Raw genomic sequence first — 23699 nt, forward strand, 5'->3', positions numbered from 1 at the left:
GCCACTCTTCGTGCGTAAGCGACTGGCTCATGCCCGAATGCAAGTGAAATTATCCTACACAGAGAGGTCGCATTCCAGAAAGGGAGAGTCGCGTTATCGCTGGTCGTCCGCGCGTTCGTGGTGGATTCGCCCGTCGACCGCCGTGAGCGGCCGCCCGCCGCCGCCCCACCGGCGGGCGATGATCTCGGCGACGATCGAGACAGCGGTTTCTTCGGGAGTGCGCGCGCCCAGATCCAGTCCGATCGGGCTGGACAAGCGGTCGAGCTCAGCGGCACTCAGTCCCGCCTCGGCAAGTCGGGTCAACCGGTCGGAATTCGTGCGTCGCGAGCCCATCGCGCCCACATACCCGACCTCGGGGAGTCGCAGTGCCACCTCGAGGGCCGGCACGTCGAACTTGGGATCGTGGGTCAGTACGCAGATGGCGGTGCGGCCGTCGATGGCCTCGTCGTCTCGCTGGGCCCGCAGGTATCGGTCCGGCCAGTCGACCACCACTTCGTCGGCGGCCGGAAAACGGGCCGGGGTGGCGAAGACCGGACGTGCGTCACATACCGTTACGCGGTAGCCCAGGAAATCGGCCTGGCGTGCCAGGGCCGCAGCGAAATCGATCGCACCGACGATCACCATCCGCGGCCGGGGCGCGTAGCTGGCGACGAAGACCTCCATACCTCGATCGTCGGTCTCGTCGACCCGCTCGCCGTCCGGACCATAGGACAACACCGCAGTCTGTCCGGCCAGCAGCAGACCTCGCGCATCGTCGATGACGGCGGCATCGGCTCGTGCCGATCCCAGTGAACCGTCCGCACTGCCGGGCTCAATGAGGATCCGCCGCCCGATCCGGCCTGCATCGGGATGCGAGATCACGGTGGCGACGGATATCGGCCGGTGGTTGTCGATCGCCTCGGCCAGCGCCGAAAGCTGCGGAAATGTCTGTTCGGAGACCGCTTCGACGAAGACGTCCAGAATTCCTCCGCAGGTCAGTCCGACGGCGAAGGCGTCGTCATCGGTGATGCCGTAGCGCTGCAATTTCGGCGAACCGGTCGCTACGACTTCGGTGGCGAGCTCGTATACCGCACCCTCCACGCAACCGCCGGATACCGATCCGGCGACGCTGCCGTCGGGCGCCACCGCCAATGCCGCGCCGGCCGGCCGGGGAGCGGAATGGATGGTGCGCACGACCGTGGCCACACCGGCGGTACCGCCGGAACGCCAGATGTCCAGCAACTCACCGAGAATCTCTCGCACGACCGAAGTCTATGTGCGACCGCCGGTGCTGCTCGCGGCGGAATCGAATGCCGAACCGTGGATGTCCGACTAGCGGTTGCGGGTCCACATGCAGTGACCGGTCATGACGATATCGAACAATCGCGGCACCACCACGAGGGTCAGCGGTTGGCCGGGCGGGGCGTTCGTGGTCGAAGGGGGGCCGACGACACCTGCACTGACGACGCCCTGTTGCGTTGCACCGCAAGACGTTTGTGGATCCAGCGGGGTAGCAGTCCAGGTTCCCGAGGCCAGGTTCGGGTTACGCAGCCCCTCACCGTGCAGGGCCATGTCCGGACCGAAGCTCACCCAGCGATCGCTGGGATCCCCGGGCACCGTCACCGCCGCCCACCGTCCGCCCGTGCACACCAGCGGCAGGACGTGGCCGGCCTGCATCGTGGTGACACCGGTCAGGTCAGGTGTGCACGGAGTGTTCGGTGCCGGCGGATCGGCATGCGCCGGCGCCGCCGACACCAGCGCCGCGAACGTCACCGCCGTGATCGTGCGGGTACGCATGTCAGAGCTTGGCGAGGTCGGTTTTCACCAGCCACACGTTGTAGTCGTTCCACACCGAGAGGTTGAAGTACAGCTCGGTGCCGGTGCCCAGCGTCGAGGGCGACCACGGATGCATCATCGGCGCGTAGATGCCGCCACCCTGCTGTCCCATCAACACCGTCGGTGCCGACCATCCGCCCTCGGGGCGATCCGAGGTGCGCAGGATGATGTTGTTGAACTGATCCCCGTGCAGGGCAACGTATTTCCCGAGCTGCTTGTTGTACTGCACCGACATCTCGCTGACCTGGTTGCCGGCTTTGGCGATACCGCACGCCCCGGTCTCGCGACCGAAGATGGGGGAGGCCTTGCCCGGGTCGTTGCGGTACCAGCCGGCGCTATAGGCGCCGATGCCGAACAGCCAGCCGCTGCTGCCCGCACTGTAGTACTCGTACTTGGTGACATCCAGGATGTCCTTCTCGGCCACCCGCGATACGAAGGCCTGACCCTGCCGGCCGTTCGGCGTTCCGTAGGAGTACACGAACCCGTCACCGGGCCGCACGAATGCGCCCTGCTGGAAGTTCGCGTTACCGCCGAAGTTGGTGCGCACACTGCTCGGGGCGATGTACCAGTTCTCGCCGTTGTCCTCCGAATAGGCGATGGCCGAATAGTTGGTCGACCATTGTCCCGCCGCCCCCCACTGCTTGACCGACATGAAGCTGAGGTACTGGGTCGCACCGTATTTGGTACCCGGGGTGGGAACCGAGATGCCGGCCGTCGGGATCAGCGTCACGCCCGTCGGCAGTCCCTTGGGGAGCCGTTCGGGCAGGATGATCTGCCTGGCGTAATGCTCCTCCCACAGCGGGGAGCCGCCGAACATGTTGCCGTTGAACCACTGTCCGCCCGGCACGGCAAGGCCGTCGGCAAGGTTGCGGTCCGGGCTGCGGAACAGCGTGTTCAGCCGCCAGGTGCCGGTCATGTTGGGGCCGCCGAAGGTGTCGCCGAAGGCGATGAGCACCTGGCTCTCGTTGATCGGGGTGCTGGGGTCGTCGGGAATTCCGTTGTCCCACATGGTCCCGACGTCGGTGCCCCAGATCCCATACCGGTTGAAGGTGTCATTGGGGGCGAAGTTTCCGGTGACCCAATCCACGAAACTGGTAGACGGGCTGAACTGATAGCCCAGCGGGGGGAAGCCGGGACGCGGGTTGATCGCGGCCGCGGCCAGCGCGCGCGCCGAGGTGTCGGTGGCGGCGGCTGCCGCATTGGCCGCCGCGGCTGCGGCGGCGTGCGCGGGATCGAGTCGGCTGAGCAGGTTGTCCACCTCGCGCCGGGCGAAGGCCAGCAGCGCCCATGCCAGGGTCGGCGCGCTCGGGGAGCCCGGAACCACGCCCGCCGCCCAGTCGAGCACGTTGGCGACGACCTTCACCACGCCGGTCAGCGGATGCGCCGAGGCGGTGGCGGCCGGTCGGGCGGCACTGTCGGTGACGGTGGCGGTGGCCAGGGTGCGTGCCGGGGCGAACACCGCGACGTTGCCGGCCGCGGCCAAGGTGTCCGACGGGTCGGCGACCCGGGTGGTGGTCAGGCTCGCGGTCTTGGTGGTGGTCCGTGAGTCGGTGGCGCCGGGCGTGGCTGCACCGGGCTCGGGCGGCGAGCTGACTTGCTCCGTGGTCGGCGATACGCCGTGTGGCCGGTCGGATTGGCGTGCGGTGACGCGCGGTGCGGTCGGGGCCGGCTGCTCTGCCGGATCGTCCTTGTCGGTCGGCGTCGAACCGGGTTCGACGTCAGGGGACTCGTGCTCGGTGCCACCGGTGGAATCACCGGGCGGCTCGTCGTCGATCTTGGACCCGTCGATGACGTCATCGCCGGACTTTTCGTCGGACCCGGCGCCTTGTCCGGTACCACCGGACGTGACGCTCTTGTCGTTCTCGCGGTCGTCGTCGCGCTCTCGGGGCGTGCCGCCGATGCCGGGACCTTCGGATTCCTCGGTGTTCTGGCTGGTCTTCTGGCCCGAACCCGCGGTGCTGCCCGCACCCGACGACGTCGTCGTCGAGGGTCCGCCGGTGCTGTTGGACGCGCTCGACGAATTGCCGGCGCCGCCCGAATCGCTGCCCTCAGCCGCGGCGATGCCGTGCCCGCTGACGATCGCCGTTCCGACGCCCAGCGCCACGGCCAGGCCCCCGACGCGACCCACCGCCAGCCCCCCGCCCCGCCAGAAGAACGTCGATGAGCCCATGATGGTGCCTCCGTGCTGTCCGCCCCCGGCCCAACAAGTACCTCTAATAGAACCTCAGCAAAGCCGTTAACGGAAGAGGCAATTAACGCAAGCGCCGCGACCGGTCCGGCCGGCCGGGGGATTCAGCCGTGCAGACCGGCCTCACGCAGCGCCTCGATGTAGAGATCGGTCGCTTCGTCGATTCCGTTACCCGCCCAGGCGTCCACGATCGCGACGCGGTCGGCAACCAGTTGGACGCGGTTGGCCCAGCGCTCGAAATCGGCATCGCGACGCAGCTGATCGATCTGCGCTCGGCTGCCCTGGATGAGGAAGAAGCCACCGAGTTCGGTGGTCTGGGGCTTGAGGATGGCGGTGTCGTACCGTTCGATGCGCCCGGTCTCGGCCAGCTCGGTGAGGAAGTCCCGAGACGATTTCAGGGTCTCCAGTGCCAGCGCCTCGCGGCCCTGGGTGGGCAAACCCCAGGCAACCCAGAATCCGGCATCGGCCACGGCGCACCTCCCTGTCTCGCCTCACAAGCTACACATGCCCGGGTGTGGGTTCGGGCAAGGCGTTTAGTTTTCGGTCGGCGGGGAGAACCCGCGGGCATGGAACAGGACATCCAGGACGACAACGACCCGCCGGCCAACCCCGCGGACGCCACCAAGGCCACCGCCGACCAGCGCGAGGTGCAGGACCAGCTCGACCGTCGGCACGAGGATCCCGACGGACCCGGGTTACACGAGAGCCGCCGCCAGATCGCCGACGAGACCTGACGGATCGGCTGCGGGTCAGTAGGACTTCCCGTCGGCGTACCGCTGCCGCCGGATGCTCCGGCCGTTGCCGCGATTGCGGCTTTTGTACGTGGGCAGTTGGGAATCGCAGTTCGGGCACACCAGGCGCAGGTTTTCGCGCCGGTTGTTCTCGGAATTGCCGTCGATATGGTCGAGCACGAAGATCAGCGGAAGGCCTTGCCAGGTGTCCGAACAGCCGCAAAGTGCACAGCAGCCGCCCTGTTCGGCGGCCACGTACGAGCGGATGTAATGGCCACGCAGAGAACCGGCACGGCCCTGGCCGGATGCCAGCCACAGCTGCGTTCGCGTCGTGCGGCGGAACGCAATTTGACACGGATTGCTACAGAACACTTTCTGGCTGCGCCGTGTGAGTGCAACTCCGCAGCCTCGGCACTGTCTCATGCCCGCACGCTACGTTCGCGGTCCGACAACCAGCCGTGCCATAACTGAGCCCCCGGTCGGGATTGAACCGACGGCCTTTCGCTTACAAGGCGAGTGCTCTACCACTGAGCTACGGAGGCGTGTACTACGCCGGACAGCTTAGCCCTCTTCGTCGATGACGCGTTCGGAGACCACCGCGCGCGGCATGGCCGCCGTGCGGCGGCTGCGCTGACGTCCCAGCGGAATGCGCCCGGCGATGTTCGACAGCGGGTTGACCACCTGGGACAGCGTGATGACGGCTTCGTGCAGGGCGTCGATGGTCGGTGCCAGCGCCTCCAGCCCCGGCGCCAGGCGGTTGAGGGTGTCGGCGACATCGGCGAGCTTGAGCAGCGGCCCGTCCGGGTCGGTCAACGTGTCCAGCAGACCGCCATCGGCCAGCAGCGTGTCGACGACGCCGTCCTCCCGAAGGATCCGTTCGATCAGACCGTCGTCGGCGAGCAGCTGATCGGCCAGTCCGCCAGGTGCGATGAGCCGCGACAGCGCGCCGCTGTCGGTGGTCAGCCGATCGATCAGTCCGCCCTCGGCGGTGACCTGATCGACCAGACCGCCCTTGGCCAGCGCCCGGCCGACCGGGCCGTTCTCGGAGAGCAGTTGTTCGGCGACCCCGTCCTCGCGCAGTGCCCGCTCCACCAGGCCGTCTTCGGCGAGCAGTCGGTCGGCCAACCCGCCGGGAGCGATCACTCGGGAGACGACACCACCCTCGGCGGTCAGCCGGTCGGCGAGTCCACCTTCGGCGGTGATCTGGTCGATCAGCCCGTCCTCGGCCAGCGCGCGGGCAACCGGTCCGTTCTGATTGTTCAACCGATCCAGCAGACCACCCGGCGCGGTCAGCTGATCGACCAACCCGCCTGGTCGCAGCAGCTGATTGAGCGGCCCTTCGGGAGCGAGCGCCCGTCCGAGCGGGGCGTCATCGTCCATCAACCTGGCCAGCCGGTTGGCGCGGTCGACCGCATCATCGATGCCGAGCATCGCGGCAAAGCCGGTGGTACCACTGACCGGGCCGGCGTCGGTCAGTGATCGCTGCACCACCTTCAGCGTGCCACCAGCGATGTTGAGTCCGATGTCGGCAACGGCCAGCCCGACCCGCACCGGGGCCGTGGCAACCTGCACGATGGTGTTGCCGAGGTTCATGCGGCCAGTCTAGGGCGGCCGTCGGCGGGGCCGGCCGAGTTCGCATTCTCAGTGAGTTCACAGCCAGTCTCCAGGCGTGCTTCAACCAGAGAGTGCACTGTGAACTTCATGGCAATGGCAGCGATATCCGAATCTCACGACAGCATCCCCGAGGCGCGCATCCTCGTCGTCGACGACGAGACCAACATCGTGGAGTTGCTGTCGGTGAGCCTGAAGTTCCAGGGATTCGAGGTGCACACCGCTGCCAGCGGTCCCGACGCACTGGCCAAGGCCCGCGAGATCAAGCCCGATGCGGTGATCCTCGACGTGATGATGCCGGGCATGGATGGCTTCGGCGTGTTGCGGCGGATGCGCGCCGACGGCATCGACGCCCCCGCGCTCTTCCTCACCGCGCGCGACAACCTGCAAGACAAGATCACCGGCCTCACCCTCGGCGGTGACGACTACGTGACCAAGCCGTTCAGCCTGGAGGAAGTGGTGGCGCGGTTGCGCGTCATCCTGCGCCGGGTCGGCCGCGGTGTCGAAGAACCCAAGAACGCCCGGCTGAGCTTCGCCGATATCGAGCTCGACGAGGAGACCCACGAGGTGTGGAAGGCCGGCGAACCCGTATCGCTGTCGCCGACGGAGTTCACGCTGCTGCGCTACTTCATCATCAACGCGGGCACGGTGCTGTCCAAGCCCAAGATCCTCGATCACGTGTGGCGCTACGACTTCGGCGGCGATGTGAACGTCGTCGAGTCCTATGTCTCCTATCTGCGGCGCAAGATCGACACCGGTGACAAGCGACTGCTGCACACGCTGCGCGGTGTGGGGTACGTGCTGCGTGAGCCGCGGTAGACGATCATTCATCCATGATCGGTAGATACCGGCGGGCGGTGCCGCTGCGTGTCGGGTTGGTGGCGGCCACGCTCGTGTTGGTGGCTTTCGGACTGCTGGCATCCGGCATTGCCGTCACCTCGATAATGCGCCACACCGAGATCAAACGTGTCGACGACACCCTGCTGGAGGCGTCGGGCGGCTGGGCGCAGGCGCCGCACGCGTTCGCCGAACCGTTGCAGGATCCCAGCCCCGCGAATCCGCCCACCAACTTCTACGTCCGTGGCACCGACGCCGACGGCCGGATCCAGTTGGCCATCAACGACAGTTCGGCAGAGCCGGTCCTGCCGGTGAGCAACGACGTCGGACCTGAGCCGGTCACCGTCGGTTCCAAGGACGGTTCCGGCGTGCAATGGCGCGCGGTCACCGTCGGCGGTCCCGACGGCGAACTGACCACGGTGGCCATCGATCTGACCGACGTGGAGTCCAGTGTGCGCGCGTTGGTCTGGTCTCAACTAGGGATCGGGACCGCGGTGCTGCTGGTCCTCGGCGTCGTCGGTTATGCCGTGGTGCGCCGTAGCCTCAAACCGCTGGCCGAAGTCGAGGAGACCGCTGCTGCCATCGCCGACGGGGAACTGGATCGTCGTGTCCCGCAACGTGATCCGCGTACCGAGGTGGGCCGACTGTCCCTGGCGTTGAACGGCATGCTCGCCCAGATCCAGCGGGCGATGGCATCGTCGGCGGAATCGGCGGAGCTGGCACAGCAATCCGAGGAGCGGATGCGACGGTTCATCGCCGATGCCAGCCACGACCTGCGCACGCCGCTGACGACCATCAGGGGGTACGCCGAGCTGTACCGCCAGGGCGCGGCGCGCGATACCGAGATGCTGATGGGGCGTATCGAGAGTGAGGCGGGCCGGATGGGCCTGCTCGTCGAGGATCTGCTGCTGTTGGCGAGGCTGGACGAACAGCGTCCGCTGGAGCAGCGCCGCGTGGACCTGTTGGCGCTCGCCAGTGATGCGGTGCACGACGCGCAGACCGTCGCCCCGGCGCGCCCGATCGGAATGCAGGTCTTCGACGGACCGGGCACGCCGGAGGTGCTGGGCGACGAGGCCCGGTTACGGCAGGTGCTGAGCAATCTGATGGCCAACGCCTTGCAGCACACCCCGGAGAGCGCGCCGGTCACGGTGCGGGTGGGCACCGAAGGCGATGACGCGGTGATCGAGGTGTGCGATGCGGGACCCGGCATGAATACCGAAGACGCCCAACGTGTCTTCGAGCGCTTCTACCGCGCCGACTCGTCACGCACGCGGGCCAGCGGCGGCTCGGGGTTGGGGCTCTCGATCGTCGATTCGCTGGTGCTGGCCCACGGTGGCAGCGTGTCGGTGGACACCGCGCCCGGCAAGGGCTGCCGGTTCCGGGTCACCCTGCCCCGGATCGTGGAGGCCGCGGTTCAGCTCAGCTGAGCCAGCGCCGCGGTGATCTTCGCCTGCGCCTCGTCGAGGGATTCCGGCGACGGGTTGCGGTCCACACCGGCGAATCCGAAATCGCTGAGATCGCGGGCGGGGAACACGTGCACGTGCAGGTGCGGAACCTCCAGTCCGGCGATGATCACCCCGGCCCGTTCGGCGTCGAATGCGGCGCAGACGGCCTTACCGATCTTCTGTGCCACCGCCATGACCCGGCCGAAGAGGGCGGGGTCGAGATCCTGCCAGTTGTCGACCTCGGCGCGCGGCACCACCAGCGTGTGGCCCTGGGTCATCGGTTCGATGGTCAGGAATGCCACGATCTCGTCGTCCTCGTAGACGAATCGGCCGGGGATCTCACGGTTGATGATCATGGAGAAGACGGTCGCCATGGCATCGAGGCTAGTCCTTGGATCGCCTGCGATGCGTAGGCGGCACCATTAGCCTGGCCAGATGCATGGGCTGATGCAGGACCGGCCGTTGATGATCTCGTCGTTGATCGACCACGCGGCGACATTCCACGGCAACACCGAGATCGTGTCCAGGCTGCCGGAGGGCATGATCTCGCGGACCACCTGGTCGGCTGTGCGGGATCGGTCCAAGCAGGTGGCCAACGCGCTGACCGAACTCGGCATCGAGTCCGGCGACCGGGTGGGCACGTTGGCCTGGAACAGTGACCGGCATCTGTCGCTGTACTACGGAGTTTCGGGATCCGGCGCAGTCCTGCACACCGTCAATCCGCGGTTGTTCGCCGAACAGATCGTCTACATCATCAACCACGCCGAGGATCGGGTGTTGTTCTTCGACATCACCTTTGCGTCCCTGGTCGAACAGATCGCACCGCAGCTGCAGACGGTGCAGACCTACATCGCCATGACCGATCGCGACCATATGCCCGAGATCGGCGTCGACCGGTTGTTGTGTTTCGACGAGTTGGTGGGCGCGCAGTCGGTCGACTATCGGTGGCCCGAATTCGACGAGCGCAGCGCCTCGTCGCTGTGCTACACCTCGGGAACCACCGGTAATCCCAAGGGCGTCTTGTACTCCCACCGGTCGACGGTGCTACATGCGCTGGGTGCGATCCCGCGCGACAGCTTCGACCTGCACAGCGGATCGACCATCCTGGTGGTCGTGCCGATGTTCCACGCGAATGCCTGGGGTACTCCCTACACCGCCCCGATCGTCGGTGCCAAGCTCGTGCTGCCGGGGCCACACCTCGATGGTGAGAGCCTGTACGGGTTGATGCGCGACGAAGGGGTCAACTTCACCCAGGGTGTTCCCACCGTGTGGATGATGTTGTTCTCCTACCTCGACGACCACCCCGAGATCGACCCGCACGAACTGCGGCTGGAGTTCGCGGGCACCGGGGGAGCGGCCCTGCCGCAGTCCATGATCGAACGGTTCGAACGGGATTTCGGCTCGGAGGTGGTACAGGGCTGGGGGATGACCGAGACCAGCCCGCTCTGTGTGATCGGCAAGCTGGCGCCCCGGCACGCCGGCCTGTCCGCGGCAGACAAGATGAAGCTGAAACTCAAGCAGGGCCACGCCATCTGGGGTGTCGACATCAAGATCGTCGATGACGAGGGCAATCGGCTGCCGTGGGACGGCGAGGCATTCGGCGAGGTGTTCGTCCGCGGCCCGTGGATCGCCAGCGGTTATTTCAAGGGTGAGGGCGGCGACAAGCTCGATGCCGAGGGATTCTTCCCCACCGGTGACGTCGCCACCATCGACCCGGATGGTTACCTGCACCTTGTCGACCGCGCCAAGGACGTCATCAAATCCGGCGGCGAGTGGATCAGCTCTATCGACCTGGAGAATGCCGCCACCGGGCATCCGGCGATCGCCGAGGCCGCGGTGATCGGTGTGCCGCATCCGAAATGGCAGGAGCGTCCGCTGTTGCTGGTGGTGAAGCGGCCCGGACAGGATGCTTCGCGCGAGGAGATCCTGGACTATCTCGCCGAACGGGTGGTGAAGTGGTGGCTGCCCGATGATGTGGTCTTCGTCGATGAGCTACCGCATACCGCAACCGGCAAGCTGCTCAAGATCCAGCTGCGCAAGGAATACCGCGAGCACCGGTTGCCCGATACCGCTAGTTGACGGCGGCGGCGATCTCCTCGACCGTCCACGGTGGCGCGTCGTGATGGTCCCGGTAGGCGACGAATGCCGGCTGCTGCCGGTCGAAACGACCGACGAAACCCCCTGCGGCGATGAAGATCTGGCCGGTGATGTGGCGGGCGAGATCACCGGCGAGATAGGCGTAGGTAGGTGCGACATACTCCGGTGGACCGGCGTCGAGTGCCCCCTGCATGCTGACATCGTCGAGCAGGCCGCGCCGGTTCAACTCGACGATGTGCTGCTCGTACTCGGCGCCCGTCGACAACCGCGTCCTGGCACCGGGACACAACACATTCGCCCGGACGTCGTGCTCGGCGAGCTCCGCGGCGATCGCCAGGGTCAGGCTGTTGACCCCGCCCTTGCCCGCCGGGTACCCGGTGCCCCCGTAGTCGCCGAGGAAGGCGAACGAACTCGTGTTGACGATCGAACCCGAACGCTGCCGCACCATATGGGAAGCGGCAGCACGGCACGTCTCGAAGGTGGTCAGCAGATGCGCATCCAACAGGTCCCGGAACTGCGCCGAGGTGACGGTCAGGATCGAGGAGCCGGTTGGTTCGGCGGTACCGGCGCAATTGATCAGGATGTCGATGCGGCCGAACTCGTCGACGCACCGTCCGACGAGGGCGTCGGCGACCTGTGGGTCGGCAGGTGACCCTGCGAAGCCGACACCCGAGATGCGTTCGGCGGCTTCGGCGACCGCATCGGGATCGCGGCCGTTGACGACCACGCCGGCGCCCTGCGCGGCGAGCAGCTCGGCGACCGCCAGGCCGACACCGCGGGTGCCGCCGACCACGACGGCGCAGCTCTCTTCCAGCGGCCGCCCCGAAGTCCTAGCGATCGGAGGCCTCGGTGAAGGTCATGGCGTCCATGTTCCAGTAACCACGCAGGTTGGTGATCAGGCCCGCATCGTCGACGCGGTAGGTGAACACGCCCCGGACCGTGGCGACGAAACCGTTCGGAAACGTCGTCTCCAGCACCAAGATGTAGGCAATCTCCTGGGGACTGCTCGACGGAAACGTCGCCTCACAGGTGACACGCAACTGGTTGGGCCCGATGTTGGTGTCGTAGAACGCCGCCAGGGCGGCCTTGCCACGCACCCCGGTGCCGTCGGGGTTGGTGACGGCCTCCCCGATGGGATCTTCGACGACGATATCGTCGGCCATCAGCGCCAACCAGCCCTCTCGGTCACCCGATTGCACGCACCGCCACGAGTTCCGCGACGCCGCGACAACCGGGGAGACCGAGGTGTCCTGCGAGCTCTGGGTCATGCGTGGTTACCGGTCGGCGTCGGTGTAGCGGATGACGCCGCGGATGTTGCGACCCTCCAGCATGTCGGCGTAGCCGTCGTTGATCTGCTCCAGCCGGTACTGCCGGGTCACCATGTCGTCGAGATTGAGCCGGCCGGCCTTGTACATCGACAGCAGCTGCGGAATGTCGTGGTGGGGATTTCCGCCGCCGAAGATGGTGCCCTGCAGGCGCTTCTGCAGCAGGGTCAGCATCGACAGGTTGAGCTTGACGTCGTTCTCGGCCATGTTCGCCACCGCTGTGGCCACCACCGTTCCGCCCTTGGCGGTGATGTTCATGTAGTGGTCGATATCCTCGCCCTTGAGCTCACCGACGGTGACGATGGTCTTGTGCGCCATCCGGCCCTGGGTCACCTCGGCGACACCGGCCATGGCGCTGAAGATGTCCGGGTAGGCATGGGTGGCACCGAATTTGAGTGCGTTGTCGCGCTTGAACTCGACCGGGTCGACGGCGAAGATGTTGCGCGCGCCGGCGTTCAGTGCGCCCTGCAGGGCACCGGTCCCGACACCACCGACGCCCACGATGACGACATCATCACCGGGGCGCACGTCACCGCTGCGGACGGCCGAGCCGTAGCCGGTCGTCACACCGCAGCCGACCAGGCAGGCCACCTCGAACGGGATGCTCGGGTCAATCTTCACCACCGAGCTCTTGTGCACCACCATGTACGGGCTGAAGGTGCCCAGCAGGGTCATCGGGATGACCGGCTCGCCCGTCTTCACAGAGTGGATCCGGTGGGTGCCGTCGGAGACGGCCGTGCCGGCGAGCAGTCCGGCGCCCAGATCGCAGAGGTTGCGCAGGCCCTCCTGACATGCCGGACATTCACCGCAGGACGGGATGAACGACAGCACCACGTGGTCACCGGGGGCGATGTGCTCGACTCCCGGGCCCACCTCGGTCACCACGCCGGCACCCTCGTGTCCGCCCAGCACCGGGAAACCGGCCATCGGGATGTCACCGGTCACCAGGTGGTGATCGGAATGGCACATGCCCGAGGCTTCCATCTGGATCTTGACCTCGTCCTTGACGGGGTCGCCGATCTCGATCTCCTCGATCGACCACGGCTGGTTGAACTCGTAGATGAGAGCGCCTTTTGTCTTCATGCGCATATGCCTTCCACTAGAACCGGTGCCCATCAGACTAGAGGCAGTAGTTAGGTACGTCACACCCACCCCCAAGCAACCGCTTGGCCGGGTGGTCACCAGAGGGGTACGGGTGCCTCGCCGAGCGGGTAGTAGCCGGGCAGCTTCTCGCCCGCCAGTGAGCGCTCGATGCGCTTCTGCATGGTCGGTGTCAGATCGCCGGAGGAGATCAGCTTCATGAACGCCTTCTGCACATGTCCGAAGTCGAAGAAGTCGCGCTGCCACTCGATCAGCAAGTCGTCATTGAGGCGGAACCAGCTGCCGCCGATACCGTAGATCTCGTCCTTGGTGCCGTCGCTCTTGTGGGCGATCTGCTTCCAGAAGCCGACGATCTCGTTCTGCTTCTCGTCGATCAGGGTCTTCTGGTACTCGTACACCCAGTTCTCCAGCCCCTCCATCTCCAGTCCGAGTGCGACATCGCGGATCTCGTCCCGGTTGACGCACATGACGTCTTCCTTGGGGCCGATGTTCCAGCCGTATGTCGCATCCTCGGTGTAGAACTCCGCCATCGGCTTCCAGTCACCGGCCGCTTCGGCATCCCGGTTGGCCTGCAGCCAGCGCTGGACCCAGTCTTCGAGTGCTTCCCTTGACGCCATTGTCGTTGCCTTTCAGTCTTTTTCGATTATGGATAAAGCACGGGTAGGGCACATGTCGACAGCCATCTCGACAGCGTCGCGCAGATCATCGGGTGGCTCGAGGTCGAGAACCTCGACCACACCGCGTTTGGGTACCCGGAAGACATCGGGCGCCTCCAGCTCGCACATGGCGTGGCCTTGGCACAGGTCCTCGTCGAGTTCTATGCGATAGCAACCCATTGGCGATCAGTCCCGGACTCGCCTGCGGTAGCGGACCTTCGCCGGCTGCGCGAGTTGAACAACCATCTTCGAGTGGTCGTTCTGGTAGGTGTCGGCGGGCTGTGCCATCTCGAACTCGTACTCGCGCAGCAGCACCGAGAAGATCGCCTTGATCTGCATCTGCGCGAACGCCGCACCGACGCAACGGTGCTTACCCGCGCCGAACGGGATCCAGGTCCACCGGTTGACCAGGTCCTCCTGGCGTGGCTTCTGATAGCGATCGGGATCGAAGGTATCGGGATCCGGGAAGTCTTCGGGTATCCGGTTCGAGATCGCCGGGGAGGCGGCCACCATCTGGCCCTTGTGGATCGGGTAGCCCGCCACCTCGAACTCGTCCTGTGCGACGCGCATCAGGATGATCAGCGGCGGATGCAGGCGCAACGTTTCCTTCAGCGAGTTGTCCAGCTTCGGGATCTGGCGCAGGGCATGGAAACTCACCTCCTGGCCATCGGCGTAGAGCTCATCGAGTTCCTGCTGCACCTGGGCGTACACCGCTGGGTTGCGCAGCAGTTCGATCAGCGTCCAGGAGGAGGTGCCCGAACTGGTGTGGTGCCCGGCGAACATCAGCGAGATGAACATGCCGGTGACCTCGTTGGCCGTGAAGCGGGGTTCGCCCTGCTCATCCTTGATCGAGACCAGCACGTCGAGCAGATCGCGATCCTCTTTGCCCTTGGGTGGGTTGGCGATCCGGCCGTCCATGATCTCCTGGACCAGCGCAACCAGCTTCGCCCGCGACTCGTCGCGGATCCGGAAACTCTCGATATCGAGATAAGGATCGACGTAGCAGAGCGGATCGGTGCCGCGCTCCAACTGGTGATAGTAATGGGCGAACCGGCTGTCGAGTTGCTCGCGGAACTTGAGGCCGATGAGGCAGGCCGTCGAGGTGTAGATCGTCAACTCCGAGAAGAAGTCCAGCAGTTCGATCTCGCCCTCGTCGCCCCAGTCGGCGATGATCTTCTTCACCTCGTTCTCGATGGTGGCCGCGTGGCCCTTCATCTGTTCACCGCGCAGTGCGGTGTTGTGCAGCATCTCGGCGCGACGTTCGGGGTCGGCGTCGAACACCACACCCTCGCCGAAGATCGGCGTCATGAACGGATAGGCCTCGGCCTGGTTGAGCTCGGCGTCACTGGAGCGGAAGAAGAACTCGTTGGCTTCCGAACCGGACAGCATGACGACCTGTTTGTCGACGAGCTGGAACCAACCGACGTCGCCACATTCGGCGCGGACCCGCTGCATCAGTCCGATCGGATCGGTACGGAATTCCTCGAGGTGACCGTGCTCTTCCTCGCCACCTGAAACACGTTCTACTTCCTTCAGATCAGCCATTCTGCAGCATCCCTTCTTCGCCGAGGGCAAGCTTCTGGCGGTCCTTGGTGGTCGACAGCGGCGCCTCGGGCTGCAGCTCCATGTTGGCGATGAAGCCGCCGCGCGGTGTCTCGGCGACGAACGTGATGGCCCGCGCGAGGTCATCCGCGCGCAGGAAGTAGTCATGCCGGGCCTGGCCCCACTTGGCCCAGTCCTCCAGGGCCGGCCCGATGAGCTCGGCGGGCAGGCTCCAGCCCATGGACGTCTTGGTCGGTCCGGGGTGGACGATGGAGGCGCGCACGCCGGTGCCCTCGAGCTCCATCTGGTAGTTGTTCACCATCGCCACCAGGGCGGCCTTGGCCGCGCCGTAGGCGCCCATGTGCGGGCGTTGCCGCAGCGAGACGTCGGAGCCGACGAAGATCAGGTCACCGCGCCGGCGTTCGATCATCCCTGGCAGGACGGCGGAGGCGATGCGGTTGGCGCCGATCAGATGGATCTGCACCTGGGAGTCGAACTGCTCGGTGCTGATCGAGTCGAGCTTGCCGAAGTAGGTGTCGCCGGCGCCGGCGACCAGGACCTCGATATCACCGAGTTCGGTGGTGGTCTTCTCGACGGCCGCCTTCACCGAGTCCGGGTCGGTCACGTCGAGGTGCACCGCGATGGCCTCGCCGCCGTCGGCGCGGATCTTGCCGACGATCTCGTCGAGCTTCTCCACCCGGCGGGCGCCGAGCGCGACAGGAAAGCCGTTGCGGGCAAGCCGGATCGCGGTCGCCTCGCCGATACCGGAGGAGGCACCGGCCACCAGCGCGGGTCGCCGTTCGGGCAGGGGATCAAATCTGGGCATCTACGTCAGGAACCTTTCAAGCCGCTCAACGGAGGGTGACGGTCATCGGGAGGTGGGCGAATCCGCGCACGCTGCTGGAGTGGACGCGGACGGCGTTGTCCTCGTCGACCTCGTAACCGCGGATTCGTTTGAACAACTCGGTCAATGCCACCCTGGCCTCCATGCGCGCCAGGTGGGCGCCGAGGCAGAAGTGCGCGCCGCTACCGAAACTCACCGTCTTCGAACCGATCTCGCGGTCGATGCGGTACTCGTCGGGATTCTCGAAGACCCGCTCGTCGCGATTGGCCGAGCCGATCAGCAACACCAGCACATCGCCGGCCGGGACGGTGGTGTCGTAGAAGGTGAGGTCATCGACGACGGCGCGGGCGAGGATCTGACTGGATGCGTCGTAGCGAAGGGTTTCCTCGACCCAGGGCGTCACCAGGTCGTGGTTGTCGAAGACCGGAGCCAGCTGGCTCGGATTCTTGTGCCCCCAATACGCGGCATTGGCAAGCAGTTTGGTGGTGGTCTCGTTCCCGGCGACGACCATGAGGAAAAGGAAGGCCATGATCTCGTCGTCGGTGAGTCGGTCACCGTCGATCTCCGCCTCGACCAAGGCCGAGGTCAGGTCGTCGGAGGGATGTTTGCGGCGCTGTTTGACCATGTCCGCGTAGTACATCAACAGCTCACCGGAGGCCGCGATGGCCGAATCGGGAACGTCGGCAACCCCGTCCTCACGGTGCATCACCGCGTCGGCCTGGGCGCGGATGCGGACCCGGTCGGAGTCGGGAACGCCCATCAACTCCGAGATGACGTCCATCGGCAGCTTGCCGGCGAACTCGTCGACGTAATCGAAGGTGCTGCTCTGCAGGGCGGTGTCCAGATGCTGGTGGGCGATCTCGGTGACGCGGCCCTCGAGCTCACGGATGCGTCGCGGCGTGAATCCCTTCGACACCAGGGTGCGCAACCGCAGGTGGCCGGGATCATCGAGGGCCAGGAACGACATGACCCGGTGCGCCTCGTCGTTTCGGGAGATCGGGTCCAGTGCGACACCGTGCTTGTTCGACAGCGCGACGCTGTTGCGGAACCCCGCGACGACATCCTGGTGGCGTGACAACGCCCAGAACTTGAGCTCTTCGTTGTGGTAGAGCGGGGCCTCGTCACGCAGCCGCTTGTAGTACGGGTACGGATCCTCGTGGAAGTCGTAGCTGTAGGGGTCGAGTATCAGATCGACGGTGGGAGAGCTCATCTGGCGCCGCCTGGGCTCATGGTCATTGATCCTCTCCGAGGATGAGGCCGACGACGTAGGTGAGTCGGTCGGCGATCTGGTGGTAGGTGAAGGCGCCGCTGCCGGCGTTGACAAGCGCACCGAAGAACGTCATCTCCAGGGCTGAGACGATCCGGGGATCGGCGTCGGGGCCGACCGCCGAACGGATGCGCTTGTGGATCTCGGTACCGATGCGGTCGCGGACGGTGCGGACCGCGGGATCGCTGCTGCCGCTCAGCAGGGCGGTCGTGCAGGCGGCCGCGAGATCCGGCTCGTCGGCGACGACCAGGGTCAGGGCGCGCACGGCCTTGTCGACCCTGGTGCTCATGGCGTCGTTGACATCGGTGAAATAGGGGACCTGCTTGACGAGGTCGAGGTACACCTCGGCGATCAGATGGTTCTTCGAGGAGAAGTAGGTGTACGCCGTTGCCGGAGCGACCTTGGCCCGCGCGGCAACCGCGCGCACCGTCAGGTCGGCATAGGAGGTCTCGCGCAGCATCTCCATCCCGGCGGTCATGACCTTGCGGAAGGTCTCCTCCTGGCGGCGATTGCGCGTTGTCTCCGCCGGACCGCCGCTCGCGCCGTCTGTGACAGTCACCACCGAATCGCTGGACACATGTCCAAGTTATCCGACGCGGCGGCCGGTGAGCAAGCTCTGTGCTGAAAATAGCTGTACAGCGCCACAAACGGTGGCCAGTCCGGCTGGCTTCGAGTGGCCGGTCTTGCCACCGTCGCGACCGGGCGGCTATGGTTCGGTGAAATGTTGCCGGACAGCTGTCCAGGAAATCGCTAGGAGTGGGATGTCGATTCTGGCCGATCGCGAAAGCCGATTGCTCATCGACGGCAAGCTCGTCGAGGGGAGTGGCGGGACCTTCGAGACGGTCAACCCGGCCACCGAGGAGGTGCTCGGCGTCGCCGCCAATGCCGACGAATCCGATATGGGGGCGGCCATCGGGGCGGCGCGCACCGCATTCGACGAGACCGACTGGTCGACGAACACCGAGTTGCGGGTGCGCTGCCTGCGTCAGCTGCGCGAGGCCTTGCAGGCCAACATCGAGGATCTGCGGGAGCTGACGATCGCCGAGGTGGGTGCGCCGCGGATGCTGACCGCCGGAGCCCAATTGGAAGGCCCTGTCGACGATCTGGCCTTCTCGGCCGACACCGCGGCGAACTATCAGTGGCGCACCGATCTCGGGCATGCCACCCCGCAGGGCATGCCGACCAACCGTGTGGTGGCCCGCGAGGCGATCGGCGTCGTCGGCGCCATCACCCCGTGGAACTTCCCGCATCAGATCAATCTCGCCAAGATCGGGCCCGCCTTGGCGGCGGGGAACACGCTGATCCTCAAGCCGGCACCGGACACCCCGTGGGCGGCAGCGGTACTCGGCGAGATCATCACCGAGCACACCGATTTCCCGGCCGGCGTGATCAACATCGTCACCTCCGACGATCACGGGGTGGGGGCGTTGCTGTCCCAGGATCCACGGGTCGACATGGTGTCGTTCACCGGTTCGACGAACACCGGGCGTGCCGTGATGACCGATGCCGCGGTCACCATCAAGAAGGTGTTCTTGGAACTCGGCGGAAAGTCGGCGTTCGTGGTGCTCGACGACGCCGATCTGGCAGGCGCGTGCTCGATGGCGGCCTTCACCGTGGCCATGCACGCCGGGCAGGGCTGCGCGATCACGACCCGCCTGGTCGTGCCGAGGGCGAAGTACGACGAGGCCGTGGAGGCGGCGGCCGCGACGTTGGGTGGGATCAAGCCGGGGGACCCGAACAGCAAGCGCACCGTCTGCGGACCCGTGATCTCGGCGCGTCAGCGCGACCGCATCCAGGGCTACCTGGATTCGGCGATCGCCGAGGGCGGCCGGTTCGCCTGTGGCGGAGGTCGCCCCGCTGACCTGGATCGCGGCTTCTTCATCGAGCCGACCGTCATTGCCGGACTGGACAACTCGGCCAAGGTATCCCGCGAGGAGATCTTCGGCCCGGTGCTGACGGTCATCGCCCACGACGGTGACGATGACGCGGTGCGCATCGCCAACGATTCGCCATACGGGCTCTCGGGCACCGTCTTCTCCGGTGACGACGCCCGCGCGCAGGCGGTCGCGGCACGGCTGCGGGTCGGCACCGTCAACGTCAACGGCGGCGTCTGGTACTCCGCGGACGCCCCGTTCGGCGGCTACAAGCAGTCCGGGATCGGCCGCGAGATGGGCGTGCCCGGTTTCGAGGAGTATCTGGAGACCAAGCTCATCGCCACGCTCGCCACCTGAGTCGACTGGCCATTTAAGACACGCAATAACGGTCATACCGTGCAATAACTGGCCACTCGGCCGAGAGGAAGAACATGTACGCGGAATTCAAGGACAAGGTCGGCATCGTCACCGGCGCCGGCGGCGGTATCGGCCAGGCCTACGCCGAGGCGCTGGCCCGCGAGGGTGCGGCCGTCGTGGTCGCCGATATCAACCTCGAGGGCGCCCAGAAGGTGGCCGACGGCATCAAGGGCGAGGGCGGCAACGCGCTGGCGGTGCGGGTCGACGTGTCCGATCCCGAATCGGCAAGGGATATGGCGGCGCAGACGCTCGCTGAGTTCGGTGGGATCGACTACCTGGTCAACAACGCCGCGATCTTCGGCGGCATGAAGCTCGACTTCCTGGTGACCGTGGACCCCGAGTACTACAAGAAGTTCATGAGCGTGAACCTCGACGGTGCGCTGTGGTGCACCCGCGCGGTGTACAAGAAGATGGCCAAGCGTGGCGGTGGGGCGATCGTCAACCAATCCTCCACGGCGGCTTGGCTGTACGCGAACTTCTACGGGTTGGCCAAGGTGGGTGTCAACGGTCTGACCCAGCAACTGTCCCGGGAACTGGGCGGCCAGAACATCCGCATCAACGCGATCGCCCCCGGACCGATCGACACCGAGGCCAACCGCACCACCACCCCGCAGGAGATGGTCGCCGATATCGTCAAGGCCATCCCGCTGTCGCGGATGGGCCAGCCAGACGACCTGGTGGGCATGTGCCTCTTCCTGCTCAGCGATCAGGCCAAGTGGATCACCGGGCAGATCTTCAACGTCGACGGCGGACAGATCATCCGGTCATGAAGCTCGGGTATATCGGCCTGGGCAATCAGGGTGCTCCGATGGCCAAGCGGCTCGCCGACTGGCCGGACGGCCTGATCGTCTTCGACGTCCGCACCGAGGCGATGACGCCGTTGGCGGAGCTGGGCGCGCAACTTGCCGACAGTGTCGCCGATGTGGCCAAGGCCGATGTCATCAGCGTGACGGTGCTCAACGATGCTCAGGTGCGCGAGGTGGTCATCGAACTGGGCGAGCACGCCGCACCGGGCACCGTCATCGCCATCCACTCCACGATCGAGCCGGGTACCGCGCCCGAGCTTGCCGAACGACTGGCCGCCAAGGGGGTCCACATTGTCGACGCCCCGGTCAGCGGGGGAGCCGGGGCGGCGGACAAGGGTGAGTTGGCGGTGATGGTCGGTGCCTCCGAGGAGGCCTACGCCGCGGTCAAGCCCGTGTTCAAGAAGTGGGCCTCGCTGGTCGTGCGCGCCGGTGAGCCCGGCGCGGGGACCCGGATGAAGCTGGCGCGCAACATGTTGACCTTCATCGGGTTCGCCGCCTCGTGCGAGGCGATGGCATTGGCCGAGGCGTCGGGCATCGACCTGCAGAAGCTCGGCCGGGTCGTCCGCCACAGTGATGCCCAGAGCGGTGGGCCCGGTGCGATCATCCTGCGCGATGACACCAGACCGCTGGAGCCCGATCATTGGCTGTTCGACATGTTCACCCACACCCGCGGTCTCGGTGAGAAGGATCTTTCGCTGGCGCTCGGGCTCGGTGAGGCTGTCGGAGTAGAACTTCCGTTGGCGCAGGTGGCGTTGCAGAACCTGGCCGACGGCCTCGGAGTGCCACACACGAAGGAGCAATGAGGATGACCGACCGTCGGCAGCAGGGCCTGCAGAAGATGAACGAGGTCTACGGCTGGGAGATGCCCGATATCCAGGGTGATCCGTATTTCGATTTGACCGTCGAGCACCTCTTCGGTGACATCTGGACCAGGCCCGGCCTGTCGATGCGGGACAAGCGGTTGCTGACCCTCGCGGCGGTGACCGCGGTGGGGAACTCCGATCTGGCCGAGATCCAGATCAACGCGGCCCTGCACAACGAGGAACTCACCGCCGAGGAACTCAAGGAGGTGGCCGTGTTCATCACGCACTACCTGGGATTCCCGCTCGGTTCCAAGCTGGACGGCGCCGTCAGCAAGGTGGTGCGGCAACGCCGCAAGGCCGCCGAGAAGGCCCAAGGCGCGGGCGCGGAGGACAAGCGGGCCAATGTCGATGCCGCACTGCGGATGCACTCCGGGAAGTCGCTCGATGACCAGTAGGTATGCCGCGCTGTCGCGCGATGAGCTGGCCACCCTGGTACCCGAGCTGCTGCTGATCGGTCAGCTAATCGATCGTTCCGGAATGGCATGGTGTATCAGCAGTTTCGGTCGTGAAGAGATGTTGCAGATCGCCATCGAGGAGTGGGCGGCATCGAGTCCGCTGTACACCCGGAGGATGCAGAAGGCGCTTAGATACGAGGGCGTCGACATCTACACCCTTTTCAAGGGCCTGCAGCTCGATATCGGTGCCCCGCCGCAGTTCATGGATTTCCGCTATATCGTGCACGACCGCTGGCACGGCGAGTTCTATCTCGACCATTGCGGGGCGTTGCTGGACGTCGAGCCGATGGGCCCCGACTACGTGCAGGGCATGTGCCACGACATCGAGGACCCGACCTTCGATGCCACCGCCTTGGCGACCAACCGCAAGGCGCAGGTCCGGCCGATCCACCGGCCGCCGCGCACCCCTGCCGATCAGCACCCGCACTGCCGGTGGACCGTCATCATCGACGAGTCCTACCCCGAGGTCCCGTTCATCCCCGAGATGGACATCGTCGCCGCGACCAACGCGCACGCATGTGAACTGGACCCGATCGACCCCGACGACGACGGTGCGAGCGACTATTCCGGTGAGCTGCTCGCCGATGTCGACTTCGCCGCGTTCTCCCATTCGGCACTGGTGCGGATCGCCGACGAGGTGTGCCTCCAGATGCACCTGCTGGTCAAGTCGTTCCAGATCGCCGTGGAGAAGCGGGCCGGTGCGGACACCGAACTGGCCAGGTCGATCCGCACCAAACAACTCATCGGCATCGCGGGTGTGGCCGCCGATCGCATCCATAAGGCGCTGAAGCTGCCGACGACCACCGCCGGCGCCCTGCGGGTGCTGGAACTGCACCCGCTGCTCAACCCTGCGGCCTATGTGTCGGCGGATATCGACCCGGGCTTCGTGCATGTGCGCCGATCCCCGGCGTATGAGGACGGGGCCTGGATCTCCCTGATCTCACCGGTCGCCGACGCCCCGTTGCAGGCCATCGTCGCCGCCGTCGACCCGCACCTGCGCGCAGAGGTGGCGGGCACCGAATCGGACTGGACGGTGCGGGTGATCGAGACCGATACGGCGGCCAAGAAGCTGCCCGAGGTCGAGGTATGCGAGTTCAGCGGTGGCGCGTCCTGGGTGTTCGAGGAGCGTAAGTCGCTGCCGCTCACCGTGGTCTGACCGCGATTTGTGGAGCCGCACCCGCGATGAGCGCGGCCGGGACTCCACAAATCGCAAGAGGGGTCAGGGTCGCAGGGCCGGGGCGACCCAACGCCGCAGGTAGGCACGCAACTGCTCACCGGTGCGTGGCGGCCGCCCCGGGTCGACGACGAACGACTGGATGATGCGCAGCAGGTGCTCGGCGAGCTCGTCGATCTCATCATCGGCGAAACCGGCTGCGGCCCAGTCGACATCGAAGCGCCGGACGACCGACTGCGCGAACCGCAGGCCGATATCGGAGGTCACCGATCCGCTGAGCGATGGTGACCGCTCGGGGGCGAGCAGCAATCCGATGTGTTTGTCCTTGGGCAGCCATTCCAGCGCCGTCGCGATGGCCTCGGTCGCGGCGTCGGCGGGATCGGTGATGCCGCGGATGTGGTTGGCCAACCGCTCCAGGAAATCGGTCGCAGCCACCACACCGGCCTGCATCAGCAGTGCATCGGTGCTCGGAAAATAGCGGTACACGGTCTGGCGGGTGACCCCGAGGGTTCTGGCGACATCGGCGATGGAGAAATCGGCGCCCCGTTCGTCGATGGCCCGGCCCGCGGCCGCCAGGATACGGGCGACGGCCTCTTCGTCACTGGCCGGCGCCGCACCCGACCACCCGTGGGTTCGCACGCGCAGAATTGT

General features: G+C 66.1%; 26 protein-coding genes and 1 tRNA gene. 9 read left to right on the plus strand and 18 right to left on the minus strand.

All coding sequences use genetic code 11. The features are described from left to right. Positions 1 to 93: 93 nt before the first annotated feature. The 4 genes from IC40_RS0102075 to IC40_RS0102090 form a co-directional block, all read right to left on the minus strand. A complete protein-coding gene (locus IC40_RS0102075; protein WP_030133116.1) occupies positions 94 to 1242 on the minus strand; it encodes an XdhC family protein in 1149 nt (382 codons plus the stop codon). 69 nt (positions 1243 to 1311) lie between these two features. Then, the gene (locus IC40_RS0102080) at positions 1312 to 1776 is read right to left on the minus strand and encodes a hypothetical protein (protein WP_030133117.1); all 465 of its coding nucleotides are present in this window, start codon (positions 1774 to 1776) and stop codon (positions 1312 to 1314) included. Between the two features lies 1 nt (position 1777). Further along, the gene (locus IC40_RS0102085; protein ID WP_051644254.1) at positions 1778 to 3985 is read right to left on the minus strand and encodes a DUF4185 domain-containing protein; all 2208 of its coding nucleotides are present in this window, start codon (positions 3983 to 3985) and stop codon (positions 1778 to 1780) included. Positions 3986 to 4107: 122 nt separating this feature from the next. Further along, a complete protein-coding gene (locus IC40_RS0102090; protein ID WP_030133119.1) occupies positions 4108 to 4473 on the minus strand; it encodes a hypothetical protein in 366 nt (121 codons plus the stop codon). 96 nt (positions 4474 to 4569) lie between these two features. Here IC40_RS0102090 and IC40_RS28005 point away from each other — a divergent pair, with 96 nt between their 5' ends. Continuing rightward, entirely contained in the window at positions 4570 to 4737 is a 168-nt protein-coding gene (locus tag IC40_RS28005; protein ID WP_169740066.1) for a hypothetical protein, read from the plus strand. A 15-nt stretch (positions 4738 to 4752) separates the two neighbouring features. Here IC40_RS28005 and IC40_RS0102100 read toward each other — a convergent pair whose 3' ends face one another. The 3 genes from IC40_RS0102100 to IC40_RS0102110 form a co-directional block, all read right to left on the minus strand. After that, a complete protein-coding gene (locus IC40_RS0102100; protein ID WP_030133120.1) occupies positions 4753 to 5157 on the minus strand; it encodes an HNH endonuclease signature motif containing protein in 405 nt (134 codons plus the stop codon). Between the two features lie 47 nt (positions 5158 to 5204). After that, positions 5205 to 5276, minus strand: a tRNA-Thr gene (locus IC40_RS0102105). Between the two features lie 19 nt (positions 5277 to 5295). Next, positions 5296 to 6327, minus strand: a complete 1032-nt coding sequence (locus IC40_RS0102110) for a hypothetical protein (protein WP_030133121.1) — start codon at positions 6325 to 6327, stop codon at positions 5296 to 5298. A 108-nt stretch (positions 6328 to 6435) separates the two neighbouring features. Here IC40_RS0102110 and IC40_RS0102115 point away from each other — a divergent pair, with 108 nt between their 5' ends. Then, on the plus strand, positions 6436 to 7164 hold the full coding sequence (locus tag IC40_RS0102115) for a response regulator transcription factor (protein WP_031601696.1): 729 nt from the start codon (positions 6436 to 6438) through the stop codon (positions 7162 to 7164). A gap of 14 nt (positions 7165 to 7178) precedes the next feature. After that, positions 7179 to 8609, plus strand: a complete 1431-nt coding sequence (locus tag IC40_RS0102120) for a sensor histidine kinase (protein WP_030133122.1) — start codon at positions 7179 to 7181, stop codon at positions 8607 to 8609. Here the strand turns inward: IC40_RS0102120 and IC40_RS0102125 are convergent. Further along, entirely contained in the window at positions 8597 to 9001 is a 405-nt protein-coding gene (locus tag IC40_RS0102125) for an HIT family protein (RefSeq protein WP_019511051.1), read from the minus strand. The genes IC40_RS0102120 and IC40_RS0102125 overlap by 13 nt on opposite strands. 61 nt (positions 9002 to 9062) lie before the next feature. Between IC40_RS0102125 and IC40_RS0102130 the strand changes: the two genes are divergently transcribed. Further along, a complete protein-coding gene (locus tag IC40_RS0102130; RefSeq protein ID WP_030133123.1) occupies positions 9063 to 10706 on the plus strand; it encodes a long-chain-fatty-acid--CoA ligase in 1644 nt (547 codons plus the stop codon). Here IC40_RS0102130 and IC40_RS0102135 read toward each other — a convergent pair. The 9 genes from IC40_RS0102135 to IC40_RS0102175 form a co-directional block, all read right to left on the minus strand. After that, on the minus strand, positions 10699 to 11517 hold the full coding sequence (locus IC40_RS0102135) for an SDR family NAD(P)-dependent oxidoreductase (protein ID WP_030133124.1): 819 nt from the start codon (positions 11515 to 11517) through the stop codon (positions 10699 to 10701). The two genes, IC40_RS0102130 and IC40_RS0102135, sit on opposite strands and share 8 nt — an antisense overlap. 37 nt (positions 11518 to 11554) lie before the next feature. After that, the gene (locus IC40_RS0102140; protein ID WP_030133125.1) at positions 11555 to 11992 is read right to left on the minus strand and encodes a nuclear transport factor 2 family protein; all 438 of its coding nucleotides are present in this window, start codon (positions 11990 to 11992) and stop codon (positions 11555 to 11557) included. Positions 11993 to 11998: 6 nt separating this feature from the next. Continuing rightward, complete coding sequence (locus tag IC40_RS0102145; RefSeq protein ID WP_023986301.1) at positions 11999 to 13132, minus strand: NDMA-dependent alcohol dehydrogenase; 1134 nt, start codon at positions 13130 to 13132, stop codon at positions 11999 to 12001. A gap of 95 nt (positions 13133 to 13227) precedes the next feature. After that, on the minus strand, positions 13228 to 13767 hold the full coding sequence (locus IC40_RS0102150) for a nuclear transport factor 2 family protein (RefSeq protein ID WP_030133126.1): 540 nt from the start codon (positions 13765 to 13767) through the stop codon (positions 13228 to 13230). Positions 13768 to 13779: 12 nt separating this feature from the next. Then, positions 13780 to 13986 (minus strand): ferredoxin, encoded by a 207-nt coding sequence (locus IC40_RS0102155; protein ID WP_030133127.1) that lies wholly within the window; start codon positions 13984 to 13986, stop codon positions 13780 to 13782. 6 nt (positions 13987 to 13992) lie between these two features. Then, positions 13993 to 15351, minus strand: a complete 1359-nt coding sequence (locus IC40_RS0102160) for a lanosterol 14-alpha demethylase (RefSeq protein ID WP_030133128.1) — start codon at positions 15349 to 15351, stop codon at positions 13993 to 13995. Further along, positions 15344 to 16174 carry an SDR family oxidoreductase gene (locus IC40_RS0102165; RefSeq protein WP_030133129.1) on the minus strand — a complete coding sequence of 277 codons (831 nt, stop codon included), beginning with the start codon at positions 16172 to 16174 and terminating at the stop codon, positions 15344 to 15346. The genes IC40_RS0102160 and IC40_RS0102165 overlap by 8 nt, the downstream gene beginning before the upstream one ends. 25 nt (positions 16175 to 16199) lie before the next feature. Then, on the minus strand, positions 16200 to 17402 hold the full coding sequence (locus IC40_RS0102170) for a cytochrome P450 (protein WP_030133130.1): 1203 nt from the start codon (positions 17400 to 17402) through the stop codon (positions 16200 to 16202). 22 nt (positions 17403 to 17424) lie between these two features. Beyond that, complete coding sequence (locus tag IC40_RS0102175) at positions 17425 to 18036, minus strand: TetR family transcriptional regulator (protein WP_030133131.1); 612 nt, start codon at positions 18034 to 18036, stop codon at positions 17425 to 17427. Positions 18037 to 18220: 184 nt separating this feature from the next. Between IC40_RS0102175 and IC40_RS0102180 the strand changes: the two genes are divergently transcribed. The 5 genes from IC40_RS0102180 (at position 18221) to IC40_RS0102200 (ending at position 23030) form a co-directional block, all read left to right on the plus strand. Next, positions 18221 to 19690, plus strand: a complete 1470-nt coding sequence (locus tag IC40_RS0102180) for an aldehyde dehydrogenase (RefSeq protein WP_030133132.1) — start codon at positions 18221 to 18223, stop codon at positions 19688 to 19690. A gap of 74 nt (positions 19691 to 19764) precedes the next feature. After that, positions 19765 to 20520 carry an SDR family oxidoreductase gene (locus IC40_RS0102185; protein WP_030133133.1) on the plus strand — a complete coding sequence of 252 codons (756 nt, stop codon included), beginning with the start codon at positions 19765 to 19767 and terminating at the stop codon, positions 20518 to 20520. Next, positions 20517 to 21359: an NAD(P)-dependent oxidoreductase gene (locus IC40_RS0102190; RefSeq protein WP_030133134.1), complete on the plus strand. Its 843-nt coding sequence runs from the start codon at positions 20517 to 20519 to the stop codon at positions 21357 to 21359. The genes IC40_RS0102185 and IC40_RS0102190 overlap by 4 nt, the downstream gene beginning before the upstream one ends. 2 nt (positions 21360 to 21361) lie before the next feature. Continuing rightward, entirely contained in the window at positions 21362 to 21814 is a 453-nt protein-coding gene (locus IC40_RS0102195) for a carboxymuconolactone decarboxylase family protein (RefSeq protein ID WP_030133135.1), read from the plus strand. Further along, positions 21804 to 23030: a hypothetical protein gene (locus tag IC40_RS0102200; protein ID WP_030133136.1), complete on the plus strand. Its 1227-nt coding sequence runs from the start codon at positions 21804 to 21806 to the stop codon at positions 23028 to 23030. Before IC40_RS0102195 ends, IC40_RS0102200 begins: the two co-directional genes overlap by 11 nt. 63 nt (positions 23031 to 23093) lie before the next feature. Here the strand turns inward: IC40_RS0102200 and IC40_RS0102205 are convergent, their stop codons facing one another. Beyond that, complete coding sequence (locus tag IC40_RS0102205) at positions 23094 to 23687, minus strand: TetR/AcrR family transcriptional regulator (protein ID WP_030133137.1); 594 nt, start codon at positions 23685 to 23687, stop codon at positions 23094 to 23096. Between the last annotated feature and the right edge of the window lie 12 nt (positions 23688 to 23699).

It is taken from the genome of Mycolicibacterium neoaurum ATCC 25795 (assembly GCF_000691525.1).
In the GTDB taxonomy this organism is placed as follows: domain Bacteria; phylum Actinomycetota; class Actinomycetes; order Mycobacteriales; family Mycobacteriaceae; genus Mycobacterium; species Mycobacterium neoaurum.

What these genes read in the sequence shown, in the direction of transcription:
- IC40_RS0102200 (WP_030133136.1), top strand. Translation starts at nt 21,804, where the DNA reads ATGACCAGTAGGTATGCCGCGCTGTCGCGCGATGAGCTGGCCACCCTG.
- IC40_RS0102115 (WP_031601696.1), top strand. Translation starts at nt 6,436, where the DNA reads ATGGCAATGGCAGCGATATCCGAATCTCACGACAGCATCCCCGAGGCG.
- IC40_RS0102140 (WP_030133125.1), bottom strand. Translation starts at nt 11,992, where the DNA reads ATGACCCAGAGCTCGCAGGACACCTCGGTCTCCCCGGTTGTCGCGGCG.
- IC40_RS0102170 (WP_030133130.1), bottom strand. Translation starts at nt 17,402, where the DNA reads ATGAGCTCTCCCACCGTCGATCTGATACTCGACCCCTACAGCTACGAC.
- IC40_RS0102190 (WP_030133134.1), top strand. Translation starts at nt 20,517, where the DNA reads ATGAAGCTCGGGTATATCGGCCTGGGCAATCAGGGTGCTCCGATGGCC.
- IC40_RS0102195 (WP_030133135.1), top strand. Translation starts at nt 21,362, where the DNA reads ATGACCGACCGTCGGCAGCAGGGCCTGCAGAAGATGAACGAGGTCTAC.
- IC40_RS0102150 (WP_030133126.1), bottom strand. Translation starts at nt 13,767, where the DNA reads ATGGCGTCAAGGGAAGCACTCGAAGACTGGGTCCAGCGCTGGCTGCAG.
- IC40_RS0102120 (WP_030133122.1), top strand. Translation starts at nt 7,179, where the DNA reads ATGATCGGTAGATACCGGCGGGCGGTGCCGCTGCGTGTCGGGTTGGTG.
- IC40_RS0102130 (WP_030133123.1), top strand. Translation starts at nt 9,063, where the DNA reads ATGCATGGGCTGATGCAGGACCGGCCGTTGATGATCTCGTCGTTGATC.
- IC40_RS0102080 (WP_030133117.1), bottom strand. Translation starts at nt 1,776, where the DNA reads ATGCGTACCCGCACGATCACGGCGGTGACGTTCGCGGCGCTGGTGTCG.
- IC40_RS0102165 (WP_030133129.1), bottom strand. Translation starts at nt 16,174, where the DNA reads ATGCCCAGATTTGATCCCCTGCCCGAACGGCGACCCGCGCTGGTGGCC.
- IC40_RS0102160 (WP_030133128.1), bottom strand. Translation starts at nt 15,351, where the DNA reads ATGGCTGATCTGAAGGAAGTAGAACGTGTTTCAGGTGGCGAGGAAGAG.
- IC40_RS0102185 (WP_030133133.1), top strand. Translation starts at nt 19,765, where the DNA reads ATGTACGCGGAATTCAAGGACAAGGTCGGCATCGTCACCGGCGCCGGC.
- IC40_RS0102125 (WP_019511051.1), bottom strand. Translation starts at nt 9,001, where the DNA reads ATGGCGACCGTCTTCTCCATGATCATCAACCGTGAGATCCCCGGCCGA.
- IC40_RS0102110 (WP_030133121.1), bottom strand. Translation starts at nt 6,327, where the DNA reads ATGAACCTCGGCAACACCATCGTGCAGGTTGCCACGGCCCCGGTGCGG.
- IC40_RS28005 (WP_169740066.1), top strand. Translation starts at nt 4,570, where the DNA reads ATGGAACAGGACATCCAGGACGACAACGACCCGCCGGCCAACCCCGCG.
- IC40_RS0102180 (WP_030133132.1), top strand. Translation starts at nt 18,221, where the DNA reads ATGTCGATTCTGGCCGATCGCGAAAGCCGATTGCTCATCGACGGCAAG.
- IC40_RS0102100 (WP_030133120.1), bottom strand. Translation starts at nt 5,157, where the DNA reads ATGAGACAGTGCCGAGGCTGCGGAGTTGCACTCACACGGCGCAGCCAG.
- IC40_RS0102085 (WP_051644254.1), bottom strand. Translation starts at nt 3,985, where the DNA reads ATGGGCTCATCGACGTTCTTCTGGCGGGGCGGGGGGCTGGCGGTGGGT.
- IC40_RS0102155 (WP_030133127.1), bottom strand. Translation starts at nt 13,986, where the DNA reads ATGGGTTGCTATCGCATAGAACTCGACGAGGACCTGTGCCAAGGCCAC.
- IC40_RS0102145 (WP_023986301.1), bottom strand. Translation starts at nt 13,132, where the DNA reads ATGAAGACAAAAGGCGCTCTCATCTACGAGTTCAACCAGCCGTGGTCG.